Origin of the sequence: Marinospirillum celere (assembly GCF_900112235.1) — a bacterium.
In the GTDB taxonomy this organism is placed as follows: domain Bacteria; phylum Pseudomonadota; class Gammaproteobacteria; order Pseudomonadales; family Halomonadaceae; genus Marinospirillum; species Marinospirillum celere.
In genome coordinates this window covers 125,381-146,260 of the sequence record NZ_FOLH01000003.1, presented here as the reverse complement: position 1 = coordinate 146,260, position 20,880 = coordinate 125,381, and the positions used below count along the sequence as shown (strand labels likewise).

Genomic DNA, 20,880 nt, shown 5'->3' with positions numbered 1-20,880 from the left:
GATAATCCATCATGAAAACCTTGTTGTCAGTTGTTTAATAGAAGAAACAGTTTCGATACCTTCCTGTTCAACCCAGGCTTGCCAGTCTTTCACCTCTGACCATTGACTGACAAACACAAAATCCAGCCCCGCACGCGTAGCTGCCTCATAGTCATACTTGCTATCCCCCAAAAACAAAGCTGGCTTCTTGATGTTACCAGAAGCGAGCTCACGTGCGAGGATCTCGTCCTTGGTATCTGGGCTACCAAAAATACCAGCATCAAACAGGTGATCTAGTCCACGCTTAGCAAAAACCTCACGTAACTCAGCTTGATCCCCGCCAGAAACAATCATCCAAGGGGTGCCAGCAGTCAGTTCACGCAGCTCAAATAACCCTTCCGCCACCTCACAAGCAAGCAACCCCTCACGAACTTTTTCGGCATAATTTACCAACAGCGAATTAAGGTCAGGCTTTAAAGTAGTGGAGGGAAACTGTGGGGAAATAGAGTCACAAAAATGAGCAAGCTTCTTGTAACGGGAAATACCCCCGTTGGCGGTATGGTAGTCAACCATAGCCTGTGCAGCATCCTTGCCGTAGGGCAGCGTGGCCTGGTAGAAAGCTTGAGTTTTGACAGAGTTGGAGTTAAGAAGTACGCCGTCGCAATCGAAGAGAAAGCACTTCATTTGACTTCAGAAATCATATCAATTAGGCGAGCCAATCTTGGATTTTTATTGTTTTTTTTAAACTCTAATTTAAACAGTCTGCGCGCCGCCCTGTAATTTTTGTTATAAAGCTCATGAAATGCTAAGGCAGAATCTCTAGATCGATTATTAGATATTAAGTATTCCCTGATTTTTTTTTCTCGGAGTGATTTTAGGGCATCCATTAGTTCATTGCAGTTATTCATATCTTCTGTTCTCAAAAGTTCTTCTGATAATGTCATCTGCTATCATTTTTGAGGCCGTACCTATATTCTTGAATGTTTTATTGGTGGCATGTTGTCTTTTAGTGAATTTAGTGTCATTTTTATCTTTTAAATCAAAAATTATTTTTGATAGCTCAATAGGGCTGGAAGCTACGTAAAATGAATCTATTAAATCTTTGACTTCATCGTTCAGGCCGAATCCAAAAGGGTTTTCTAAATAAACAACTGGCTTGCCTGTTGCTAAATACTCAATGAGAAAAGATCCAGGATCAGCAAGAATGATATCGGACTCCATAAAAGATGGCCTATGATCAATCATTTTATCAACCATAAAGCCTAAATCATGCATTTCACTTAAAATATTTTTAGTCTTTTCTTTGTCAAAGCCGATTTGGTTGAGCTCTTTATAAAACATTGGGTGGGGCCTGAAAATAATTTTCAGATCACGGTTATTTGATTGAAGATCAACCAGGAACTCAAAGAAGATATCAAAAGAAGACCATTTGTTGGACGTGAATGAAAAATGGGGAGTCCAAAGGATAGTGAATTTCTTGTGGGTTGTTTTAGTATGTAGTCCTGAGCTTATATAATCAAGTCTTGGGTGACCAATTGGTATTACCTCAGCTGGATAAGGGCAATATTTAATAAATTGCTGTTGTGCCAACTCAGATCTTGTGTAAACCACATCTATGAACTCTAATGACGGTTGTTTATACTGAAGGTTTATATTTCCTTCTCCGCCGCCACATTCTAACCCATAAGGAATATAAATTGTTAATTTTGATATTTCCTTTATTTTTCGTGTGGCAATGTCCAGCGGCCGAGTTTTTTCATAAGGAGAAAGAAATACTGTAGCATCAAAATATTCTTTGCTTAAATCTATTTGATCCCACCTAAAATTTTTTACGCCAAAGGAGTCAAGGTGCTCTTTTGATTTAAAAAAACTCCATTCATAGTTTTTGTGTAGAAAAGGAGTTATAATAGCGAAGCAATTAACTCCTTCTTTATTTGAAAGCTCCTTGTAAAGTTGATCAACGTTAACCCAGGATTCATTAAACTGATGTATTATAGCAATATTCTTTTTTGTTGAATCTGTTACTGCTGTTTTTTTAGATCGGTGAAGTAAGAAAATAACAGACTCTATGCCGATTTTTTCATTTTTATGAAGTGAGTGTCTTTGCGTAATAGTAAATCCATATTTTTTGAAAGTGTCGATGTAGTCAATTTCATTTCTATATATTGCTTCATAGTTTCCATTGTTGATATGGATGCTTTTATCTTGTTCGGTTAATGTATCCTTTAGAATTAAGTAACAGCTTTCACCTGAAATTCTGTCGATCTTTTCAACAATTTCTTTAAAATGAGTGTTATTTGTAATGCATGTAAAAAGACCCATGCAGGAAACAGTGTTGTATTTTCCATGTAATTCTTCATTTACCAGATCAGAAACCTCGAAAGTGATGTTGCTATCACCAAAGCTTTCATTTGCTTTTTTTACTAGCTTTGGTGATATGTCGTAACCTTTAGTAACAGAAGAGATGATTGATAATAAACTTGTAAACTCACCATCGCTACATGCAAGATCAATTGTAGATCCACCGCTTGGTATACAAGGCAATATAAAATGTGTCAGAAGCCTTCTTTGTAATTCATAGAGGGATTTTGGACCTATTTTAGAATCGCCACAATTTTTCCAAAATGACTGACTAGTATCCATGTTATTTACCTGCAATAATGGCTTTGAATTTAGTATCTTTCCACCTGTTGAAATCTTCAGGGTATGGATCCATAGTTTTTATTGCTTTAAATCCACAGCTTTCCAGTATTTTTATTTCGTTCGAAAGGCTTCTGTATTGGGAAAAGTATTTTGCATTCAGCTCCTCTGACCAGCCATCTATTGTCACATCATGCTTTACACCCATTTGGTTTTTTATTATTATGAACCCTTCAGGTTTTAAAATTTCGAAGCATCTTCTGTATATCGTCAAGCTCTCATCTTTTGTGAAGTAGTTCATAACTCCAAAAGCAGTTATCAAGCTTATATCATCAAATTTTTGGTCACGTAACTCAAGCAGATCTGCATTAACTACTTTTATTTTTTCGTTCTTTTTTATAAATTGTGAGATGCCAGGCTGTTTTTCAATAGCAACAGTTTTCTTAAATAATTTGAAAACTTTGTTAACTATTAATCCGCTGCCAGAGCCTAAATCCAATAGTGTTTTACTTTTGTGTGCAAACTCAGATATCAATTTAACATCGTAGGGTGTCGTGTCTTTTGATTTGTTTCTAGTTTCAATTGGATCTTTTATTGTGTTTGAGAGTTTTGAGTAAAACTCACTTGCTTTTTTGTTGCTCATCGTAAATATCGCTTCTTATTAATGTGCTGGATAGATCTCCATGGGATCTACTCACAAAATCACTGTCTACACCCATCTTTTCGCACCACTTTAAAACATCTGGGTTACCTGATAGCAAAACATCAAAATAGGGCAATCCGTTTAGATCATTTTTTTCAACAAGAACTCCGTCGAGCATGACAATATCAATTTTTTCATTGCCCCTGAAAAGCTCTTTAAGTGTCTGCATAACTTCTTTAGGAGTTGTCATCATATTTTTTTCTGGAATGTCTTGACTGATCCCTATTATTATTTTTTTGTATTGTTTTAATAGATTTAATATTGTCTGCACATGGCCCATGTGAGGTGGATGGAATTTACCAGGAAAAAAGCCAACTTTTAAGGAGTCACTAATCATTTCTCTTATTGATTCAATTCTTTTTAGCTCTTTTTTTAAGTGGTATATTTTTTCAGTGGCCGAATTGATCTCGTTTTCAATATAATTTTTTAGTGTATCAACTGTGAGGCTGCTTTCTTGTTCTTTTGAAAGCGATGTGTTTTTATAGATATTTGCACAGTTTTCGATCTTGTAATAAATCTTTTGTGGTTCTGTTAGTGAAATATTGATGCAGTCAGATGGGTTTAGTGGTTTTTTGTTTAGTGCGCTAGATATATATATGTCTTTATTTATATTTTTTTCTTCATTTGTTATTAATACAAATTCCTTGGAGCTGTACTTGGTGCGAATGACTGGTATTTCATTAGATTTGTTGTTTACCAGTATCTGGAACAGGTGGTTGCCTTTAATTATCACATTGCTTTCTTTGTCTACAATTATTGGCTCTTCAATGTGCCCTTTTAAAGCAAGTGTGGCTTCGATTGATGACAATATATGTTGGCAGGTTTTTTTTCCTGGTATTAGTTTGCCAGGGCTAAGAAACTCCAGTTTTATTTTCTCTGCCATTTTTTCTCCTAATTTATTTGTATCTTAAAATGATAGCTGTAATGCTAATGGAGTTCGTTTGTCGCTTTTATAATTCTGAGCAAGGTTTCTTCTTTTATATCGGGGTGCATTGGTAGACTGAGTATTTGTGAGTTAATCAATTCAGTTAATATAAATCTTTGTTGTATTCTATTAGCGTAGCATCGCTGTAGATTAGGTGAGATAGGATAGTGAATATGAGATTGTATACTCTTGTTTACCAAGTGTGTTTGCAACGAGTCGCGCAGTGTCGTTCGGATAACGTAAAGATGAAAAACATGATTTTCTAATGAGTCGGGCATGTTGATTGTAGATATAGGGTGTATAATTCTTGGGTTATCAATTTTTTTTGCATAGTTTAGTGCAATTTCTCTGCGTTGCTTAATGTTTTGGTCCAAACTTCTCAATTTTATTCGCAAAAAAGCTGCTTGCATTTCATCCAATCGACTGTTAACACCCTGATAAATGCTTTCATACTTTTTCTTGCTACCATAATTACCCAGTGCGCGTATAGTGCATGCCAGTTCAGCATCATTGGTTGTCACCGCACCTGCATCACCGAGTGCACCCAAATTTTTACCTGGATAAAAACTGAAACCAGCAGCATCCCCCCAGCTTCCTGCTTTCCTTCCATTAATTGCCGCACCATGTGCTTGAGCAGCATCTTCCAATACAAGGAGGTTATGATGTTCAGCGAGTTTCATTAGCTCAGGCATGGGAGCCATTTGGCCGTATAAATGAACAGCTAGAATAGCCCTAGTGTTCGGCGTAATGGCTGCTGCAGTTTTTTTTGGGCAAAGGTTGTAGGTTTCTTCATCGGGTTCAACCAAAACAGGTTTTAGGCGGTTCTCAGTAATCGCTAGGACACTTGCAATATAGGTGTTTGCAGGGACAATGACTTCGTCGTCTTCCTTAAGTTTTCCAAGTTCTTTCCAGGCTCGTAGTGTCAAAGTCAGTGCATCCAGACCGTTAGCTACGCCAATACAGTGCTTCGTACCGCAGTAGTCAGCAAATTCTGATTCAAATGCCTCTACTTCTTCACCACGAATGTACCAGCCAGAGTCAATCACGCGGGTGGCAGCTTCAATGAGCTCTTCGCGATACTGTGCATTGATGGCTTTAAGATCAAGAAATGGAATCATATTTTGTTAGGTATCGGACGATTTGAGCAGGGTTGCCAAGTACAAGAGCATATGCAGGTACATCTTTCGTAACTACTGAACCAGCACCGACTATTGCACACTCACCAATGGTAATGCCAGGTAGCAGTGTTGCATTGGCCCCTATGCTTGCGTTGTTCTTGATTGTGATACCTGAAAACTCTTCAGGATACATCTTTGAACGTGGATACAGGTCATTCGTGAAGGTTGCGTTGGGGCCGATGAATACATCATCTTCAATACGGGTGCCGTTCCATAGTTGAACGCCTGATTTTAAGGTGACTCTATCCCCTATAACAACATCACCCTCTATCAATGTTTGCGCACATATATTACATTCTTTGCCAATCCGTGCTCCTTCCATAATGACAACAAACTGCCAAACTCTAGTACCTTCTCCAATGCAAGAGGTTGCAACATCTGCCTGTGGGTGAATAGTACTCATGGCCTTGTTGCCTTAAGAAAGTCATCGTAATTGCGAATATAGTCAGCTTCGTCATAGTGCTCACTAGCCAACACCAACAGCACACAATCTAACGTGAAGTCATGCATCTCTCGCCAGACCATATTCTCGATCAGCAACCCGTTTACTGGTGAGTCAAGCAGTACTTCTTCTTTTTGACACCCATCATCCAGAACTATACGGCAGCTACCAGTTACACACACTGCAACCTGCTTGAGTGCTTTATGTGCATGAAAGCCCCGTGCAACACCTTCTTTTGTTCCAAAAATGTAATAAACACGCTTGATATCAAATGGAACTGTTTTATTGGCTTCAAGGGCAACCAATGATCCACGATCATCACCCAAAGGCGGGAACTCTATGAGCTTGAGTAAACTGCCCATCAGTACTCCCCCGCTATTCTAAGTAAATACTGTCCATAAGCATTTTTGCTCAGTGCCTGTCCCTGATGAATCAGCTGATCTTTAGTTAACCAGCCGTAGTTAAATGCAATTTCTTCCAAGCATGCTACTTTCAATCCCTGACGTTGCTCAATGGTCTGAACAAAACTCCCTGCATCCAGCAAGCTTTCATGTGTGCCTGTATCTAACCAGGCAAAACCTCGACCAAGCAGCTCAACGCTGAGATCACCACGCACAAGATAAGCTTGGTTAACGCTGGTAATCTCCAGTTCACCACGGTGTGAAGGCTTAACCTGCTTGGCAATTTCGATGACATCATTGTCATAAAAATAGAGCCCAGTCACCGCATAGTTGGATTTTGGCTGGTCAGGCTTTTCTTCAATGGAGATAGCTTTATTGCTTTCATCAAAAGCAACTACGCCAAAGCGCCCAGGGTCTTTGACCTGATATCCAAATACGGTGGCACCAGTTGAGCGAGCAGCAGCTTGCTTTAGCGTCGGGGAGAAACCCTGACCGTAGAAAATATTATCACCGAGCACCAGACATACGCTGTCATCCCCGATAAAATCTTCACCTATTATAAAAGCTTGAGCTAAACCTTCTGGGCTGGGTTGTTCCGCATAACTTAACTGTATACCAAAATTGCTACCATCACCCAGAAGCTTCTCAAAATTGGGTAAGTCTTCAGGAGTAGAAATGATAAGAATGTCACGGATTCCGGCCAGCATCAGTACCGATAGCGGGTAGTAGATCATAGGCTTGTCGTATATAGGTAGCAACTGCTTGGATACGCCCTTGGTGATCGGGTATAAACGAGTTCCGGAGCCACCAGCAAGTACGATACCTTTAGTCATTACTTTCATTACCTTTAATTTCAAACCTATGAAAAACTATCGCGCTCTGCTTGCGATATAAACTTAATTGCTCTATCTAAGGATATTTTCCAAATAGTTTCATCCCTGTGACCTAGGAATCCATGAGTCTTAATGGAATGCTCATTGTATTCATAGCATTCTAGATCAAGCAAGGAACCCATTGAGATGAATCCACCATTAACTTCGAAGTAAGATGAATACTGCAAAACTACTAACTTGGTTTTTCGTCGACAAAAAACTATATTTGAAAGTGCTGCGCCCGACTCTGCAACCAGGATGTCAGCTTTTTCAAATAGTTTTCTTTGCTCTGGAAAGCTGAGTTGCTCAGGGTAGACAATCTTGTAACCTAGCTTTTCGAGGGCATACTCAAGATCTGCAGAGTTACTTAATTGTCGCCTGGTAGATCCACTTTTTCTTCTGGACAAGTATATTTTATTATTTATTTTATTGCATGTTTCCAAGGGTCTTAAAAAATCAAATAAACTTGGATTTAATTTGAACCAGGATTCAGGTTGTATTGCATGACCTTTTTTTAAAATTGTGGAGGGGATTCTGATGTTTTTAATTTTAGTGGGCGTATCTTCTTCTAGCTCTAAAATATCCACATCTCCATAAATGCTATTTATTATATTTCTTTTGAATTTATTAAGCTTGAAAGACAGGAGTTTAGGACTTTCTTCATGATTGAGAGCCATTTTTATAGAAGGTAAAACCTGATAAATGAAATGGAAATAACCCCCGTCGAGGCATCTATCAATGAGATAATGTGTCTCTTCAAATTTTAATGTTTTTAACTTGGAAAGCCTGGGGCATAGAGCTTTAGTTAATTCAGAGGTTGTTCTTCCGTTATATGCATCCTCTACCTCAGTGTTTTTTTTTGTCGAAATAGCATGTCTGTAATAAACTTTTATATCATTCGGCTGAAAAAAATATAAAGGATTTGTTTTGATAGTAGACTCGGTTTTTATAAACTTTCCAGCGCACTCTTTCGCGAAAGCTATTTTTTTGTCGATACCGTTATCTTTCTCTATTTTTAATGTTTTCATTGTTTTGTATTTCTTTTTCGTTATTCGATTTGCTCTCTCGCGATTGTTTTTTGTTTTATTATTACATGATTGAAGCCTTGTTGCTCTATGGTTGCGGCTGTATTTAGTTTTTGGTTTGCTTCATTTAGATAGGTTTCAATTTCTTTTATTGAGTAAGGATAGTTCTTTCCTTTGGTGTCAAATTCTTTTGGTGCTTCGGCTTCTGGATTCTGTATTAAGCATCTTGACTTAACTTTGTTTTTGTTGATAAATGATACTAGATCATCTGTAATTTTTTCTAGGCTGTTTGTGTTTAGGTTGATATATTTATTGTTGCTAATGTCTTTGGATGGATGTTCGTCTTGTAAGCATGTTAAAACTTCATTTATGTTTCCCGCTGATGTTCCAGCAGTCTCTAAGCCCAGCATGACGTAGTCATGCTCACCAAGTGGCCTGAAATTTATTGTTTTTTTACCACAAAGTAAAGCCTCTAGTCCAGTGGTAGACTCCGTGTGGATGACTGCTTTAGAGTTTCTTATTAGGTAAAAGGCATCTCCACTTGAATTTATCTCTATATTCTTCCTATGGCTAAACAAACCTTTATAATAATCAGCATTTTCATCAGGGTGCGGTCGGATAACTATATTTTCATTTGGTAGTTTTGTTGACAGCTGATCTATCATTTCGATAAATTCTGAAAACTCATCTGTTGTTTTTTTCCAGTATCTTAAGTGATGCCAGTGAGCCTCATTCATTGACCCAGCTGTGTCATCTTTCGCTAGATCAATTGCTCGCTCAGAAAATGGCTTAATACCTTGACTGCCTGGGTTGCAGACTTTGAAAGGGGTGCAAGCAAGAATCCATTTCTCATCACCAACTTCTGCATTCTCAAGTATTTCAAACTTTGGGCTTCCGCTAATTGTTATTTTTTCTTTCAGTTCTTTGCGCGCTTTATCTAGTAATATCTTCTTTTGCTCTTCACCCCATACATAGACTTTCTTTATGAAATCTTCTTTCATGATGTCTATTGGGTGTATCCGCTCAGTTATTGTGTTGTTGTAGTATTTTTTTATATGAAAACCACCTTCGTCATGTATGAAAAATACAGGTGTCTTGTTCCTCTTAAATGTTTCGAATAGCAACTTGTCTCCGGGTACTTTACCATTGTTTGAGATAAAGCGACCAAGCCATATAGCTTTTTTAGAATTGTCGTGCGTTGGTAATATGTAGTCCCTCTGACCTATTATTGACGTTATCCCGTACTTTGATAGATTTGCTGCCATGTAAATGCGCCACCTTAGATCTCGCCTAGGTGAGTCCACCATCATTAGTACTACTGGCTTTCCTGAGATGCTTTTCATTTCAGTGCTCTCGTATCTTGATCGTTTTAATAATTTTGGCTGTCGGCCTTTCTTTGTAGTAGGGTTCAATATGCTCTTTGTAGAACTTTCTACTATTCGTGTTGTCCGAGCGTTCTTCTTTTATGAAGCTTTCAATAGCCTCTTCACTCTTACCTGGTATGCAGTCTTTCAGTGCCGCCAACCCTAGCTTGTTAAACTCTTTTGTGATCTCTTCATTACGCCATAGGTACATGACAGGTTTTTTGGTGTAGTGGTATTCGGCAATGAAGGAAACACAGTCATGGATCATGGCGTCGGATGTCAGGAAGAGGTCTTCGTAGTCACCGTCTTCAAGCTGAGTATTTTCTTGTTCCACCCAGAATTTATAGTAATCATCTGCTTTTTCTTTTCCCCAGTCCTTGTGAGCATCCAGCTTGGGTTTCAGCAGTGGGTGGGGCTTGAATGCAAACTGAACTTCATCCTTGTATTTGATCGCCAACTCTTTAAAGAAGTCATGGTAGAGATGAAAAGTGGACAGTTGAATATGTGTATCATCAAAAGTGTGATGAGAAGCCCAGATAATGCGCTTTCTTTTTTTGCCATCATTGATCACTTTCCAGGGGTCTTTCTTCGGGGGTTCCAATAGAGGCTCACAGGCAACATAGCCTGTAACAACAACATTGTCGCCCTTATTGGCACTGTATTCTTTGTGTGTTTCCAGTGAAATATCGCTGGGCACAAAGATCTTCCACATCATATTGTGAAAAAGGCGATTGTACTGGGGTACGTTTTCAAGAAAGTTACCTGTCTGATGGTAATAGGGGATATAGCAGGATAGGTAGTTTCGAAACGCCTTTTCATAGTAGTTGTCGTGGGTCATGGGGTGAGGGTAGGAGAAGAACAAAATGTCGGGTTCGAATTCTGCTACCTTACGCCACTCTTGGGTTGATTCATCATAGGATGATTCTACTCTGTACCCCTTTTCCTGAAAGAATCTGAGGTTATCCTTCAGGTGTTCATGCAAGTTGTTCTTATGGTAGGTAAAGTCTGGAATCACCAATATTGTTGGGTTGAAGAAGGGATCTTCTTCCATCGCTCTGTAGAGGGCGTCCATCTTCCACATTTGTTTATGGATGATCAGAAATAGAATGTTGAGCTTTTCTTTACCCTTAAGCTTTTCAAGCCTTTTTTTATTCGCTGCCTTGGATTTCTTGTACTCAGCCAGCAGGTTTCTGTTGTACATCTTTTTTTCTGATTCACTGTTAAACATTTTCTGCCCTTAGCGTGCTGAGCTTAAGTATTTCTTCAACTTTACATTCAAAACTGGTGTTAGCGTAGCGTTCCGGATTGAGCATTTCCTTTGCTAAAGCAGCCAGTTCTTTGGCATTTAAATAGTTACTCAGCCTTGCATCCATCTTCAAATTTTTGAGCATCACCTGAGCCTCAAGTAAGAGGTTCTGGTGTGTGCAGTTTTGTTTCTTGCCCAGGTACTCTTCAATCAGTGCTGGCAAAGTGAAACTGCACGCCAATCCGTGAGGCACGCCATAGTGGCTGGTTAGCGGATAGGAAATACTGTGAGCAATAGCTGTGCGTGTCTGGCTGATTGCTAGCCCAGCTAGATGGCTTGCTTGCTGCATTTTCTCTCTGGCATCCAGGTTTTCTGGTTCTTTCAGAACCACTGGCAGGGCTTCAATTGCTAATTTAAGCGCCTGCCAGGCCCAGGCTTCACTGACTGGAGTTTTGTTCTTGTTCCATAGAGATTCAAGCGCATGTGAGATGGCATCCAGACCTGTATAAAGGGTTTCATCATGTGGCAACGTCAGGGTTAACTCTGGATCCATTACAGCCAGCATAGGGTAGACGCAGTCACCTGTTACCGAGTGTTTTTTATGTTCGTTCTGATCCCAGACAGTTGCAAAAGGGGTCACTTCTGCGCCGGTTCCCGAGGTGGTAGGGATGGCAATGACGGGCAGGTTTTTACTCCATGCCTGCCCTTTACCTTCTCTTAAACTGGTTGCCAGGGGTTTGTCCAGTTCACTGAGCAGCGTCACCGATAGCACCTTGGCGGCATCCATGACACTGCCACCACCCAAGGCAATCAAGCCATCAATGCGCTGTGGGCGATAATCAGCGGTTAACTGATCAAGGTAATCCAACTCCGGGTTCGGTGTGATACTGTCGCAGATACTGATCTGAACCTGTGGCAGTAGATCCAGGATTTTCTGTGTCAGTCCACGTCGGGTTGCCCCCGCTGTTGTGACCAATAACCAGTGACCGGCTGTTATTTCCTGACCAAGCAGGTCAAGACAGCCGCGTCCGGCCAGTATCCTGACCGGATTGTGATGTGACCAAGTGGAATTCATGACTTAGCCACCTTCATGAAGGCCAGCTTGTTTTCTTCAGGTGTGCTGGTCGGGCGGCCGAGATCATCCCGAGAGCCTGTGGTGATACAGACTTCCAGTAATACTGGCCCTGCCTGCTGGCTTAGTTGTTGCCAGGCTTGCGTCAATTCTTCTTCATTGCTGGCTTTGGCATAGGCGTTATAGCCACAGGCCTTGCTGATGGCTGCAAAATCCATCTGGTCGGCAATGGTGGGTTGACCACCTACAGACTCATGAGCAGCGTTGTTGAGCAGCACGTGGATCAAATTGGCAGGCTTTTGACTACCAATGATTGGCAAAGCACCCAAGTGCATCAGTGCTGAACCATCACCATCAATACAAATGACCCGCTTGCTGGGGTTGCCCAGAGCAACACCCAGGGCAATCGAAGCGGTATGACCCATGGCACCCACGGTCAGGAAGTCGCGCTGGGATTCATGTCTTTCTACTCGCAGTTCAAAAACCTCACGGGAGGTTTTACCTGTAGTGGAAACAATCAGATCGTCACCAGTGAGGGCGAGCAGGCAGCGCAGTGCTTCTTCACGCTTCATGCTGGATTGCATGCTCGTCTGCCGCCTTGTTTTGTATTTGGTGAAAGTATCCTTGCGAACCATCAAGGCAACAGGGGCGCCTGTTGTTTTCATGATTTCGATGGCTTGTTCTAGAACCTTCAAGCCATCTGAGTCAGCATCCAGAATCAGATAAGGAATTTCGAGTAAATCCAGTTGTCCCGGTGTAACCCGGCCTTGTTTGATGTGCTGTGGCTCATCCTTGACACCAGGCTCGCCTCGCCAGCCAATGATCAGCAGCATCGGGATGCGGTACACCTCTGGATCAGTCAAAGAGGTGAGTGGGTTGATGGTGTTACCCAGCCCAGAATTCTGCATGTAAACCGCAGCATAACGACCACTGCTGAGGTGGTAGCCAGCAGCCAGGGCAATGGCATTGCCCTCGTTGGCGGTGATGATGTGCTCCCCTGGCTGACTGTGATCATCGATGTAAGCACAGAGGCTGGAGAGCAGGGAATCCGGCACGCCAGCAAAGAGCTGGATGCCTGCGGCTTTCATGGCAGTGTAAAACTGGTCAGGTGCAATCATGGGTTCTTCAGCCGCTGTTTTATTTGGTGCCAGGAATCAGTTCCAGGATGTCTTTGATCGGCAGCATATCCGCATCACACTCGGCAGAGCGTTTGTGCTCCAGAATGGATTGCGCTGTTTTCAGCATGGCTGGATAGGCACTGCGCAGCAACTGATTGGCGTAGATGACAATGTTCACGCCATGATCCTGCAGTTCATTTTCAGTCACTGTGTTGTAGCTGGAAGGGACAGCAACCAGGGTCTTACGGTTTTCCAGAGTGTTATAACGACGGCAGAACTCAAAAATTTCAGCGGGGTCTTTTTTGCGACTATGAATCATGATGCCATCAGCACCGGCCTCCAGATACGCCTTGGCGCGGGTGAAGGCATCATCTATGCCCTGATCCAGTATCAGGCTTTCAATACGGGCAATGATCATGAAATCATCCGTGGCCTGGGCTTGCTTACCAGCCTGAATTTTAAGGCAGAAATTTTCGATAGTGTCCTGGGTCTGCTCGACTTCAGTGCCAAACAGGGAGTTTTTCTTCAGGCCGGTTTTGTCTTCAATAATGGCGGCAGAAACCCCCAAGCGCTCAAGCGTACGCACGGTGAACTTGAAGTGCTCAAGTTGGCCACCTGTATCTGCGTCATAAATGATGGGTTTGGTGGTGACTTCCAGAACTTCATTCAGGGTGGTCATGCGGGCTGAAACATCGACCGCCTCGATGTCCGGCTTACCCTTGGCGGTGGAGTCGGTCAAGCTGCTGCCCCACATGCCGTCAAACTCGCGTTTGCCCTGCGGGGTATCAATGCTGGTATTTTCAATGATCAGGCCGCTGAGCGCATTGTGAATGTCCAGAAAACGCAGTAAGGGTTTGACTTTCAGCATGCGGCGCAGGGATTTAAGGCGCACATCGGGTGTGGTGCCGATTTCTTTCAACGCTTTGTTCAACTGGGTGGAAGAAATACCCTTGGTGTAAGGGACTTCAACCAGCTCACCACCCCATTGGGCGAGGGTATCAATCACCCGCTGGCGGGTTTTTTGCTGCACGCCGGTTTTCCAGTCATCACCATGCACAACATAGTCTGGCTTCAGGCTTTCCAGGTTGGGTACATAATCCAGGGTGGTCTGTGGAATGACCTGACTAACCCCTTTGATGTTCTCAATCACCTGCTTGCGCTGTTCAAATTCCATATAGGGAACACGTTTGTAGGAGGCAATCGCCTCGTCGGTCAGAAGCCCAACGGTGACTTCACCCAACTCTTGCGCCCTATTAAGAACATTCAAATGCCCAGGATGAACCAGGTCAGCGCTCATGCCGACATAAACAGTTTTTTTATTCATTAGGCTGGTTTGTTTCCTTGTTTTTTAGAGCGGCAGTTACTGCATCGATATCTTCTGGCGCATCCACCGCTAAACTTCCACCCTTGGTTTCGACCATACGAATTTTTTTGTTTAATTCAATAAAACGCAAAATTTCTATATCTTCACAGGCTTCTAGTTGGCTTTTGCGTCCAAAGGTTTTGAAGGCCAGGAGTTCGGCCTTGTTAAAGGCATAGATACACACCTGCTTTTTAAAGCCTTTTGGAGCATTTTTGTCTTCTTTGTAGCCGGGTAGTGCCTGGCGGGACATATAGACCAGCTCATCCTGCTCGTTGGTGATCACCTTGGGGATGTTGACGCTGTGTGGGTCTTCATCAGGGGTGAGCCAGCAAAAGCCATTAATGATTTGACCGGGGTGTTGCAGTTTTGCATCTCTTATTTTGAGGATGTCTGCAGGGTCAACGAGAGGCTCATCACCTTGAACATTGATGAAGATGTCGGCATTCAATTGCTCTGCTGCTTCTGCAAGGCGGTCGGTCCCTGTGAGTGCCTGGGAGCTGGTCATTAGGTATTGGAAGTTATGCTGCGCAACCACTTCGGCAATGCGCTGATCGTCTGTGGCGATATAGACATTTTCTTGGCCTACCGCTTTTGCAGAGAGTTCTGCAACCCAGATGATCATGGGTTTGCCAGCCAGATCGACCAGGGGCTTGCCGGGGAAGCGCGTTGATGCGTAGCGGGCTGGAATGATGACAACTGTTTTCATGTCATTCCTTAAAGGGCATAAATCGATTGAGTGTTCAGCGCATAGCGCGTTGGGGTCACTGCAGTCAGGGGTAGGCTTTTGGGGTGCTGCTGGTATAAATCCAGAATATGTTGCATTTCCTTGCTGCGCGGGTCATCAGCGCCATAGCCATCAAAGCCAGCCATCAGCAGGTTTTTGCTTTGCCCGGAGGTTGCCAGCCCTAGTGCATAGGCAATAACCAGTGAGCTGGGGCAGGTGCAGTAGTTTTCAGAAAACTCAAATTGATTGGGTTGTATCGCCAAACCAAAGTCATAAATCTGTTTGTCTTGTAATGATGCCTGCACATCCTCAGGGAGCATGCTGATGGGTGTTGCCAAGGGTTGAGGCAGGCGGGTGTGGGTTTCGCAGTCAGCCAGTAGGCGAACCGGGTGGCAGGCCACTCTTAAGTCAATCAAGTCATTTTGTAGGGCGCTTTGGGTGTTGAGTGCGACCACCAGCGGACGCGTGCGCTGAATAAAGGATTCCAATGCTTGCTGATGGGCTGCAACGCCTGGGCCGGTGCCGAGAATAAGAACACTGCGACCTTTGAAAAGATTACTGGGCTGCCACTGACCTCGGGGAGTGCCTTGATAGAAATGACGGGCCGCATCCAGAGCACTAAGATTGAATTTTTTACCGCCTTCAACGCGCAGGTGCTCTATGACCGCAAGGATATCTTCTTCATCGTAGCGAGAGTCCCCCAGCATTTCCTGTATATAGGTGGGGTGGATACCGTAAAGCCCTGCTAGGTAATAATAGGGGTTGGTGCCCCAGCCGTACTTGTTTTGTAGCGGCTGAAAGTGGCGACGTATGACACTGAGCAGTCTGGTCAGTTGTGGCTTGGTAGCTGTACGCTTGGCTAACTCAATTGCCAACTCTTCTGTTTTGGCATTACCAGGCCCACGCCCCATACCGGTGACGGTTGAGTCCAGCCAGGTCACACCTGCATCCAGTGCTTTTAGGGAATTCTGTAGTGCCAGGCCCTGGTTGTTGTGGGTGTGAATACCCAGTTCACCGGACCAGCCTTTTCTCAACCAGCCAACGATGCGCGCTGTGTCTTCAGGTGTCATGCTGCCCATGGAGTCGGCAAAGTAAAGCACATCCAGAGGGTATTGAGCGGCCAGGTGTGCCAGCTCGGTGATCTCTTCTTCACTGCGATCAGCAATTTGCATGAGATTGAAGCCGACCTTGTAGCCTTGCTTTTTCAACCAGTGAGTGGCAGGAAGAACCTGTTTGAACTCATGTAAATGGCAGGCGAAACGCACCCATTGAACCGGTGACTCGGCTGCCGCGTTGGGGAAAAGGGCTTTCAGACGTTGGGTTTGTTCCGCAGGGTCGTCCGTAGCCAACTCTTTGCCGTTGATCATCACTGCCAAGGCAAGATCACTGGGTACATTGAGCTGGGCAATGAAGTCATCTCGGGTATAGGCACAGGCCCCTTTGAAGCCCTGATTTTCCAGAGAACGGAAGCCCAGCTCAACAACCTGAATGCCAGCTGAGTGCATGGCTTCGAGGTAGTCATTGATCAGCTCGGCGGAAAAGTCCCAGGCATTGTAGTAGCCGCCATCGCGCAGCGTACAATCCAGATGGGTAATCGAGTTATTCGGATGCATGTTGATAACCTGCTCTGATCCTAGCTTTGGGAGTCATGCCCAAGACGTGTTAATTGATAGCTGCCATTCAACACCCTTTGCCACCATTCTTGATTATCCAGGTACCAGTGCACAGTTTTGCGCATGCCGCTTTCGAAGGTTTCCTGAGGCTTCCAGCCGAGCTCACGTTCGATTTTGCTGGAGTCTATGGCATAGCGTCTGTCGTGGCCGGGACGATCCTGGACAAAGGTGATTAATTGACGATAATCGCGCAGGGACTGCGCTCCTACAAAGTGCGTTCCCGCAGATTCCTTGTGTAGGAGCTCGCTCTGCGAGCGATGGTCATTTAGGGGCTGCGCTCCCACAACAGAATCAAAAGGTTTTAGTTCTTGCAGGATTTCACATAGGGTGTGTACGACTTCGATATTTTGTTTTTCGTTGTGGCCGCCAATGTTGTAGGTCTCACCAACCTGGCCTTTTGTGACCACTTTATAGAGTGCGCGGGCATGGTCTTCGACATAGAGCCAATCACGGATTTGATCGCCTTTACCATAAACAGGTAGAGGCTTGCCTTTGAGTGCGTTCAGGATGATGTGGGGCACTAATTTTTCTGGAAAATGGTAGGGGCCATAATTGTTGGAGCAGTTGGTGATGATAACCGGCAAACCATAGGTGCGATGCCAAGCACGTACCAAGTGATCTGAGCTGGCTTTGCTTGCTGAATAGGGGCTGCTGGGTGCATAGGCAGTGGTTTCAGTGAATAGCTTGCTCTCTGCCTGGTCGTCTTCGTCCGGGTGGGGCAGGTCGCCATAGACTTCATCAGTAGAAATGTGATGAAAGCGAAATCCCTGTTTGCGTTCTGTATCCAGCCCTTGCCAGTAGCTGCGTGCGACTTCCAGTAAGGTGTAGGTGCCGACAATATTGGTTTCGATAAAGGCAGCAGGACCATCAATGGAGCGGTCAACGTGGCTTTCGGCAGCCAGATGCATAATAGCGTCTGGCTGGTGTTGGTTAAAAACATCTTCCAGTTGAAGGCGGTTGCAGATATCGACTTGCTCAAAGGCGTAGCGGCTGGATTGCTCGACCGCTACCAGGTTTTCAAGATTCCCTGCGTAGGTCAGCTTGTCGATATTGACGACACTGTCCTGGGTATTCTGGATAATGTGACGGATCACGGCTGAGCCAATAAAGCCGGCCCCGCCGGTTATGAGAAGCTTCATTGATTAAGCACCCCAAACCTTTAGGTTTCTGTCTTGATAAGTTTCTTCACGCTGCCAGATTTTCTGATCCCAGGGAGTGGCAGGGTCACGGTTGAAGACGACCAGGTGGGTTTCTTCAGCACCCACGCGTTGGGTGTAGTCAGTGGCCTGTTCCAACCCTTTTTCAATAGCCGTTTCCAGACTGCCGCGCAGGATTTTGAGTTCGATGACGACTCTTTGCAGGGGGCCGTACATAGCTTCTTCGGGGTTTAATGGCCATTCGATAAAGAGATCAGTGCGTTTGCGGCCTAAGCCGTATTCTCTGGAAATGCGACCGCCACCGTTGATGATGCGTTGCAGGAAGGCTTGCATAAGTAGCTGGGGTGCGGCTTCCTTATAATCAAAACCTTCACTCCAGCTGTCGGAATGTTCACGGAAGAATTGCTGGAAGGCTTTGAGTAGCTTCTCCATGTTCAGGCTGTGGTCGTCATTGATATACCAAGCTTGCTCCTGGTTGGCGATCATCACCTGGGTGGGCCAAGTCAACTCCCTGGGTAAAACTTCCTGGTAAATGCGGTTGCTGATTTTCACTGAGGGCCAGAGGTTGATTAGCCCAAGGTCTTCGACGTATTGCAAGTCATCGAATTTTAAATCACTGGTCTCTTCGTCATCCGTGCTCAGGATGCGTGAAATAACCGAATGCACCCTTGGCTCTTTCAGCTTGTCGCTGAGTTGGTCCAGATGGGTGGCGCGGGAATAAATCAGGCGTTCGCGGGCTTCCTGATAGTCAGTCAGGGAAATTTTATGGCTGCGATCACGGGCTTTGCGGTTTTTCCAGGTGACTTCATAACCTAAGGCATTGACCAGCCAGGGTTGGCCACGGGTGTCTTCCCAGAGTTCTGGAAAAATGGCCGGGTCAAATTCCTGGCCGGTTTCTTGGCTGTGTTGTTGCCAGAGGGCGTGGGTTTCTTGTTCAGTGAAGTTGCCCATGCGCAGGGATTCAGCTTTTATATTAAAAGCACTGCCGCCGGTAATGACTTCAGTGCCTTCCTGATGCATACGATAATCACGTACATCGCGCACACCACAAAGAATAATGGATTGCGGAAAGAAGTCAGGCCGTTGGCCATAACCGGCACGAATTTGGCGCAACAAGGAAATCAGGGTGTCGCCAACCAGAGCATCGACCTCATCCAAAAGCAGGATAGTAGGCTTCTCAGATAGTTTCGCCCATTGCTGTAACACCTGGGTTAGAAGGTGTTGAGGTGCGAGACTACTTTTCTTTTCTTCATACCAGTTCAACAGCTGGGGTTGATCCAGATAGAGGTCAATGGCATTGACTAGCGCATCGCAGGCAGCCGGTATGCCCTGGGTTTCATCACCACGAGCTGCTTGTGCACCTTCAATATTGGCATAGGCGCAGGCGTAGTGACCTGCTGCGTTAAAGGCTTTCATCATCGCCAAAAGAGTGGAGGTTTTACCCGTTTGGCGGGGTGCATGGAGGACGAAATAGCGCTTGCTGGCAACGAGATGTTGGATTTCTTCCCAGTCCAAGCGGTGAAGCAGGTCAATGTGATAATGATCGGCTGGAATGGTCGGGCCGGCAGTGTTGAAAAAGCGTTCCAGTATCATGGTTGGCTCACTTCATGGACCTAAAGGTCAAGGGCTTTGCTGAAAACAGTGGCGTTATCGAGATCACGACCCGCCAACTCCAGAAGCAGAGTGCTGAGTACTTGAGAGTGGCTCACGCCACGGCCAAAGCGGTAAGCGATTCGGGCCATGTCTTTTTTATTGAGGTTTTTCTGTTTCAAGGCCACACCACAGATCAGAGTTCTTAGTAGAAGATAGCGAGCCATAATATGCGCCCAGCCGTCATTCAGGTTCTGTTTTTGAATAGGAAAAAGGTCTCTAAGTAGCCAGTTAACCACTAGGTTTTCCAGGGCGTGGCCTTGCTTTTTTTCCAAAGGGTTCAAGTAGCGCTTACGGGCTTCTTGCAGTTTTTTAATGTGCTGACTACCCAGACTGGTTTTGTTGGTGATTTCCAGGCCTTGAAGGGCGGTTTGCAGTTCATCGTTAAAAGCCGATTTACCGCGCTTTTCTTTGATGAGTACTTTCAGAATAACCAAGCCGAGCGCCGGATCATTGTTTTTACCCAGAGCTTGGGCTTGTTCATTAAAGTAGCCTTCGCCGGTCAGATTGACAAAAAGCTCAGTGAGCTGCTGCATACTGACATCGCCACCTTCATCAAGAAGTGTTTGCGCTCTTTGGATTAAGAGTCCACAAATAAACAGGCGCATCTCCAAGCTGATACCCCGATAGCGCAGCAGGGTGATCAGGGTTTGGAGAAGTTGGTAGCGTTCGGCAAAATGATTCGGCGCTTCTGCGGTATAAACCAGAGGGTTATTGGGTAGCTGAAGCGGGCCAAATTCGAGTTCCAGTGCATCTGGGTCACTAATCAGTAAGCGGGCAGCTTCTGGGCAGGAATCGGTTAGCGTCCCGATGAGGTCTTCGCCGAGGAGTTTAAAGCTGCGTGGGTAGTTGTCACAGGTTTTACAAAGTGCAGCCTCTCCAAAGTCCTTTTGAAGTTTGCAGAGGCCAGAAGGCTCTTGCAGGGTGCAGAGATTCGTTGCTGGATCCAGTTTGATATAGCCGGGGGTGGTTTCCTTAGTAACTAAATCCTGGTTGTCGACCAGTTTATCCTGCATTAGTGGGATGAGTGCAGGGTTGCTTTTATAGCCCCGCCAGGTTTCTGGATCGACACCAACATGCCAGCTGTGGCAGCAATTATCAGGACATTTGCTTCCCGTACACTGAAACTGGCGAACATAGCGGGGAGCGAGAGTATCTTGCTGCATTCTTTTGAAAATCCTTTCAGGCACGCTACCGCCCCAGGATTAGGAGTGCTTTCCTGAGGACTCGAGTCTTACCTGTTTAATATCGGTGGCTCAACTAAATTCTTGAGTTGAAGGCTGCATCATGATGACAGTGATATCAGCAAGATAACATTGATTGCTTGATGTTTTCTACGGGATTTAGG

At 44.5% G+C, this 20,880-nt stretch carries 19 protein-coding genes; all 19 read right to left on the bottom strand.

Features of this window, described 5'->3' with window-relative positions; translation table 11 throughout:
* Window positions 1–9: 9 nt before the first annotated feature.
* Window positions 10–663 (bottom strand): HAD family hydrolase, encoded by a 654-nt coding sequence (locus BM185_RS07750; RefSeq protein WP_091961704.1) that lies wholly within the window; start codon window positions 661–663, stop codon window positions 10–12.
* A 216-nt stretch (window positions 664–879) separates the two neighbouring features.
* The gene (locus tag BM185_RS07740; RefSeq protein ID WP_091961699.1) at window positions 880–2,622 is read right to left on the bottom strand and encodes a CDP-glycerol glycerophosphotransferase family protein; all 1,743 of its coding nucleotides are present in this window, start codon (window positions 2,620–2,622) and stop codon (window positions 880–882) included.
* A 1-nt stretch (window position 2,623) separates the two neighbouring features.
* A complete protein-coding gene (locus BM185_RS07735; RefSeq protein ID WP_091961696.1) occupies window positions 2,624–3,262 on the bottom strand; it encodes a class I SAM-dependent methyltransferase in 639 nt (212 codons plus the stop codon).
* Window positions 3,240–4,205 (bottom strand): adenylyltransferase/cytidyltransferase family protein, encoded by a 966-nt coding sequence (locus BM185_RS07730; RefSeq protein WP_091961693.1) that lies wholly within the window; start codon window positions 4,203–4,205, stop codon window positions 3,240–3,242. The genes BM185_RS07735 and BM185_RS07730 overlap by 23 nt, the downstream gene beginning before the upstream one ends.
* 44 nt (window positions 4,206–4,249) lie before the next feature.
* Complete coding sequence (locus BM185_RS07725; RefSeq protein ID WP_091961691.1) at window positions 4,250–5,365, bottom strand: DegT/DnrJ/EryC1/StrS family aminotransferase; 1,116 nt, start codon at window positions 5,363–5,365, stop codon at window positions 4,250–4,252.
* Window positions 5,349–5,828: an acyltransferase gene (locus BM185_RS14935; protein WP_091961688.1), complete on the bottom strand. Its 480-nt coding sequence runs from the start codon at window positions 5,826–5,828 to the stop codon at window positions 5,349–5,351. The genes BM185_RS07725 and BM185_RS14935 overlap by 17 nt, the downstream gene beginning before the upstream one ends.
* Entirely contained in the window at window positions 5,825–6,229 is a 405-nt protein-coding gene (locus tag BM185_RS07715) for a sugar 3,4-ketoisomerase (RefSeq protein WP_091961686.1), read from the bottom strand. The genes BM185_RS14935 and BM185_RS07715 overlap by 4 nt, the downstream gene beginning before the upstream one ends.
* The gene (rfbA, locus tag BM185_RS07710) at window positions 6,229–7,110 is read right to left on the bottom strand and encodes a glucose-1-phosphate thymidylyltransferase RfbA (protein ID WP_091961683.1); all 882 of its coding nucleotides are present in this window, start codon (window positions 7,108–7,110) and stop codon (window positions 6,229–6,231) included. The genes BM185_RS07715 and rfbA overlap by 1 nt, the downstream gene beginning before the upstream one ends.
* A 17-nt stretch (window positions 7,111–7,127) precedes the next feature.
* Entirely contained in the window at window positions 7,128–8,168 is a 1,041-nt protein-coding gene (locus BM185_RS07705; RefSeq protein ID WP_091961680.1) for a glycosyltransferase family 61 protein, read from the bottom strand.
* A 20-nt stretch (window positions 8,169–8,188) separates the two neighbouring features.
* Entirely contained in the window at window positions 8,189–9,472 is a 1,284-nt protein-coding gene (locus BM185_RS07700; protein WP_281247339.1) for a surface carbohydrate biosynthesis protein, read from the bottom strand.
* Window positions 9,473–9,509: 37 nt separating this feature from the next.
* The gene (locus BM185_RS07695) at window positions 9,510–10,757 is read right to left on the bottom strand and encodes a CDP-glycerol glycerophosphotransferase family protein (protein WP_091961674.1); all 1,248 of its coding nucleotides are present in this window, start codon (window positions 10,755–10,757) and stop codon (window positions 9,510–9,512) included.
* Window positions 10,750–11,850: a phosphonoacetaldehyde reductase gene (locus BM185_RS07690; protein WP_091961671.1), complete on the bottom strand. Its 1,101-nt coding sequence runs from the start codon at window positions 11,848–11,850 to the stop codon at window positions 10,750–10,752. The genes BM185_RS07695 and BM185_RS07690 overlap by 8 nt, the downstream gene beginning before the upstream one ends.
* Window positions 11,847–12,965 (bottom strand): phosphonopyruvate decarboxylase, encoded by a 1,119-nt coding sequence (aepY, locus tag BM185_RS07685; protein ID WP_091961668.1) that lies wholly within the window; start codon window positions 12,963–12,965, stop codon window positions 11,847–11,849. The genes BM185_RS07690 and aepY overlap by 4 nt, the downstream gene beginning before the upstream one ends.
* Before the next feature lie 19 nt (window positions 12,966–12,984).
* Window positions 12,985–14,289, bottom strand: coding sequence for a phosphoenolpyruvate mutase (aepX, locus tag BM185_RS07680; RefSeq protein WP_091961665.1), 1,305 nt, complete (start codon window positions 14,287–14,289; stop codon window positions 12,985–12,987).
* The gene (locus BM185_RS07675; RefSeq protein ID WP_091961662.1) at window positions 14,282–15,034 is read right to left on the bottom strand and encodes a 3-deoxy-manno-octulosonate cytidylyltransferase; all 753 of its coding nucleotides are present in this window, start codon (window positions 15,032–15,034) and stop codon (window positions 14,282–14,284) included. The genes aepX and BM185_RS07675 overlap by 8 nt, the downstream gene beginning before the upstream one ends.
* 8 nt (window positions 15,035–15,042) lie before the next feature.
* Window positions 15,043–16,665 carry an aldolase catalytic domain-containing protein gene (locus BM185_RS07670; RefSeq protein WP_177203511.1) on the bottom strand — a complete coding sequence of 541 codons (1,623 nt, stop codon included), beginning with the start codon at window positions 16,663–16,665 and terminating at the stop codon, window positions 15,043–15,045.
* Window positions 16,666–16,685: 20 nt separating this feature from the next.
* Complete coding sequence (rfbB, locus tag BM185_RS07665) at window positions 16,686–17,864, bottom strand: dTDP-glucose 4,6-dehydratase (protein WP_091961659.1); 1,179 nt, start codon at window positions 17,862–17,864, stop codon at window positions 16,686–16,688.
* 3 nt (window positions 17,865–17,867) lie between these two features.
* The gene (locus tag BM185_RS07660) at window positions 17,868–19,475 is read right to left on the bottom strand and encodes an AAA-like domain-containing protein (protein WP_218149416.1); all 1,608 of its coding nucleotides are present in this window, start codon (window positions 19,473–19,475) and stop codon (window positions 17,868–17,870) included.
* A 20-nt stretch (window positions 19,476–19,495) separates the two neighbouring features.
* A complete protein-coding gene (gene fliB / locus BM185_RS07655; RefSeq protein ID WP_091961653.1) occupies window positions 19,496–20,698 on the bottom strand; it encodes a flagellin lysine-N-methylase in 1,203 nt (400 codons plus the stop codon).
* Window positions 20,699–20,880: the final 182 nt, after the last annotated feature.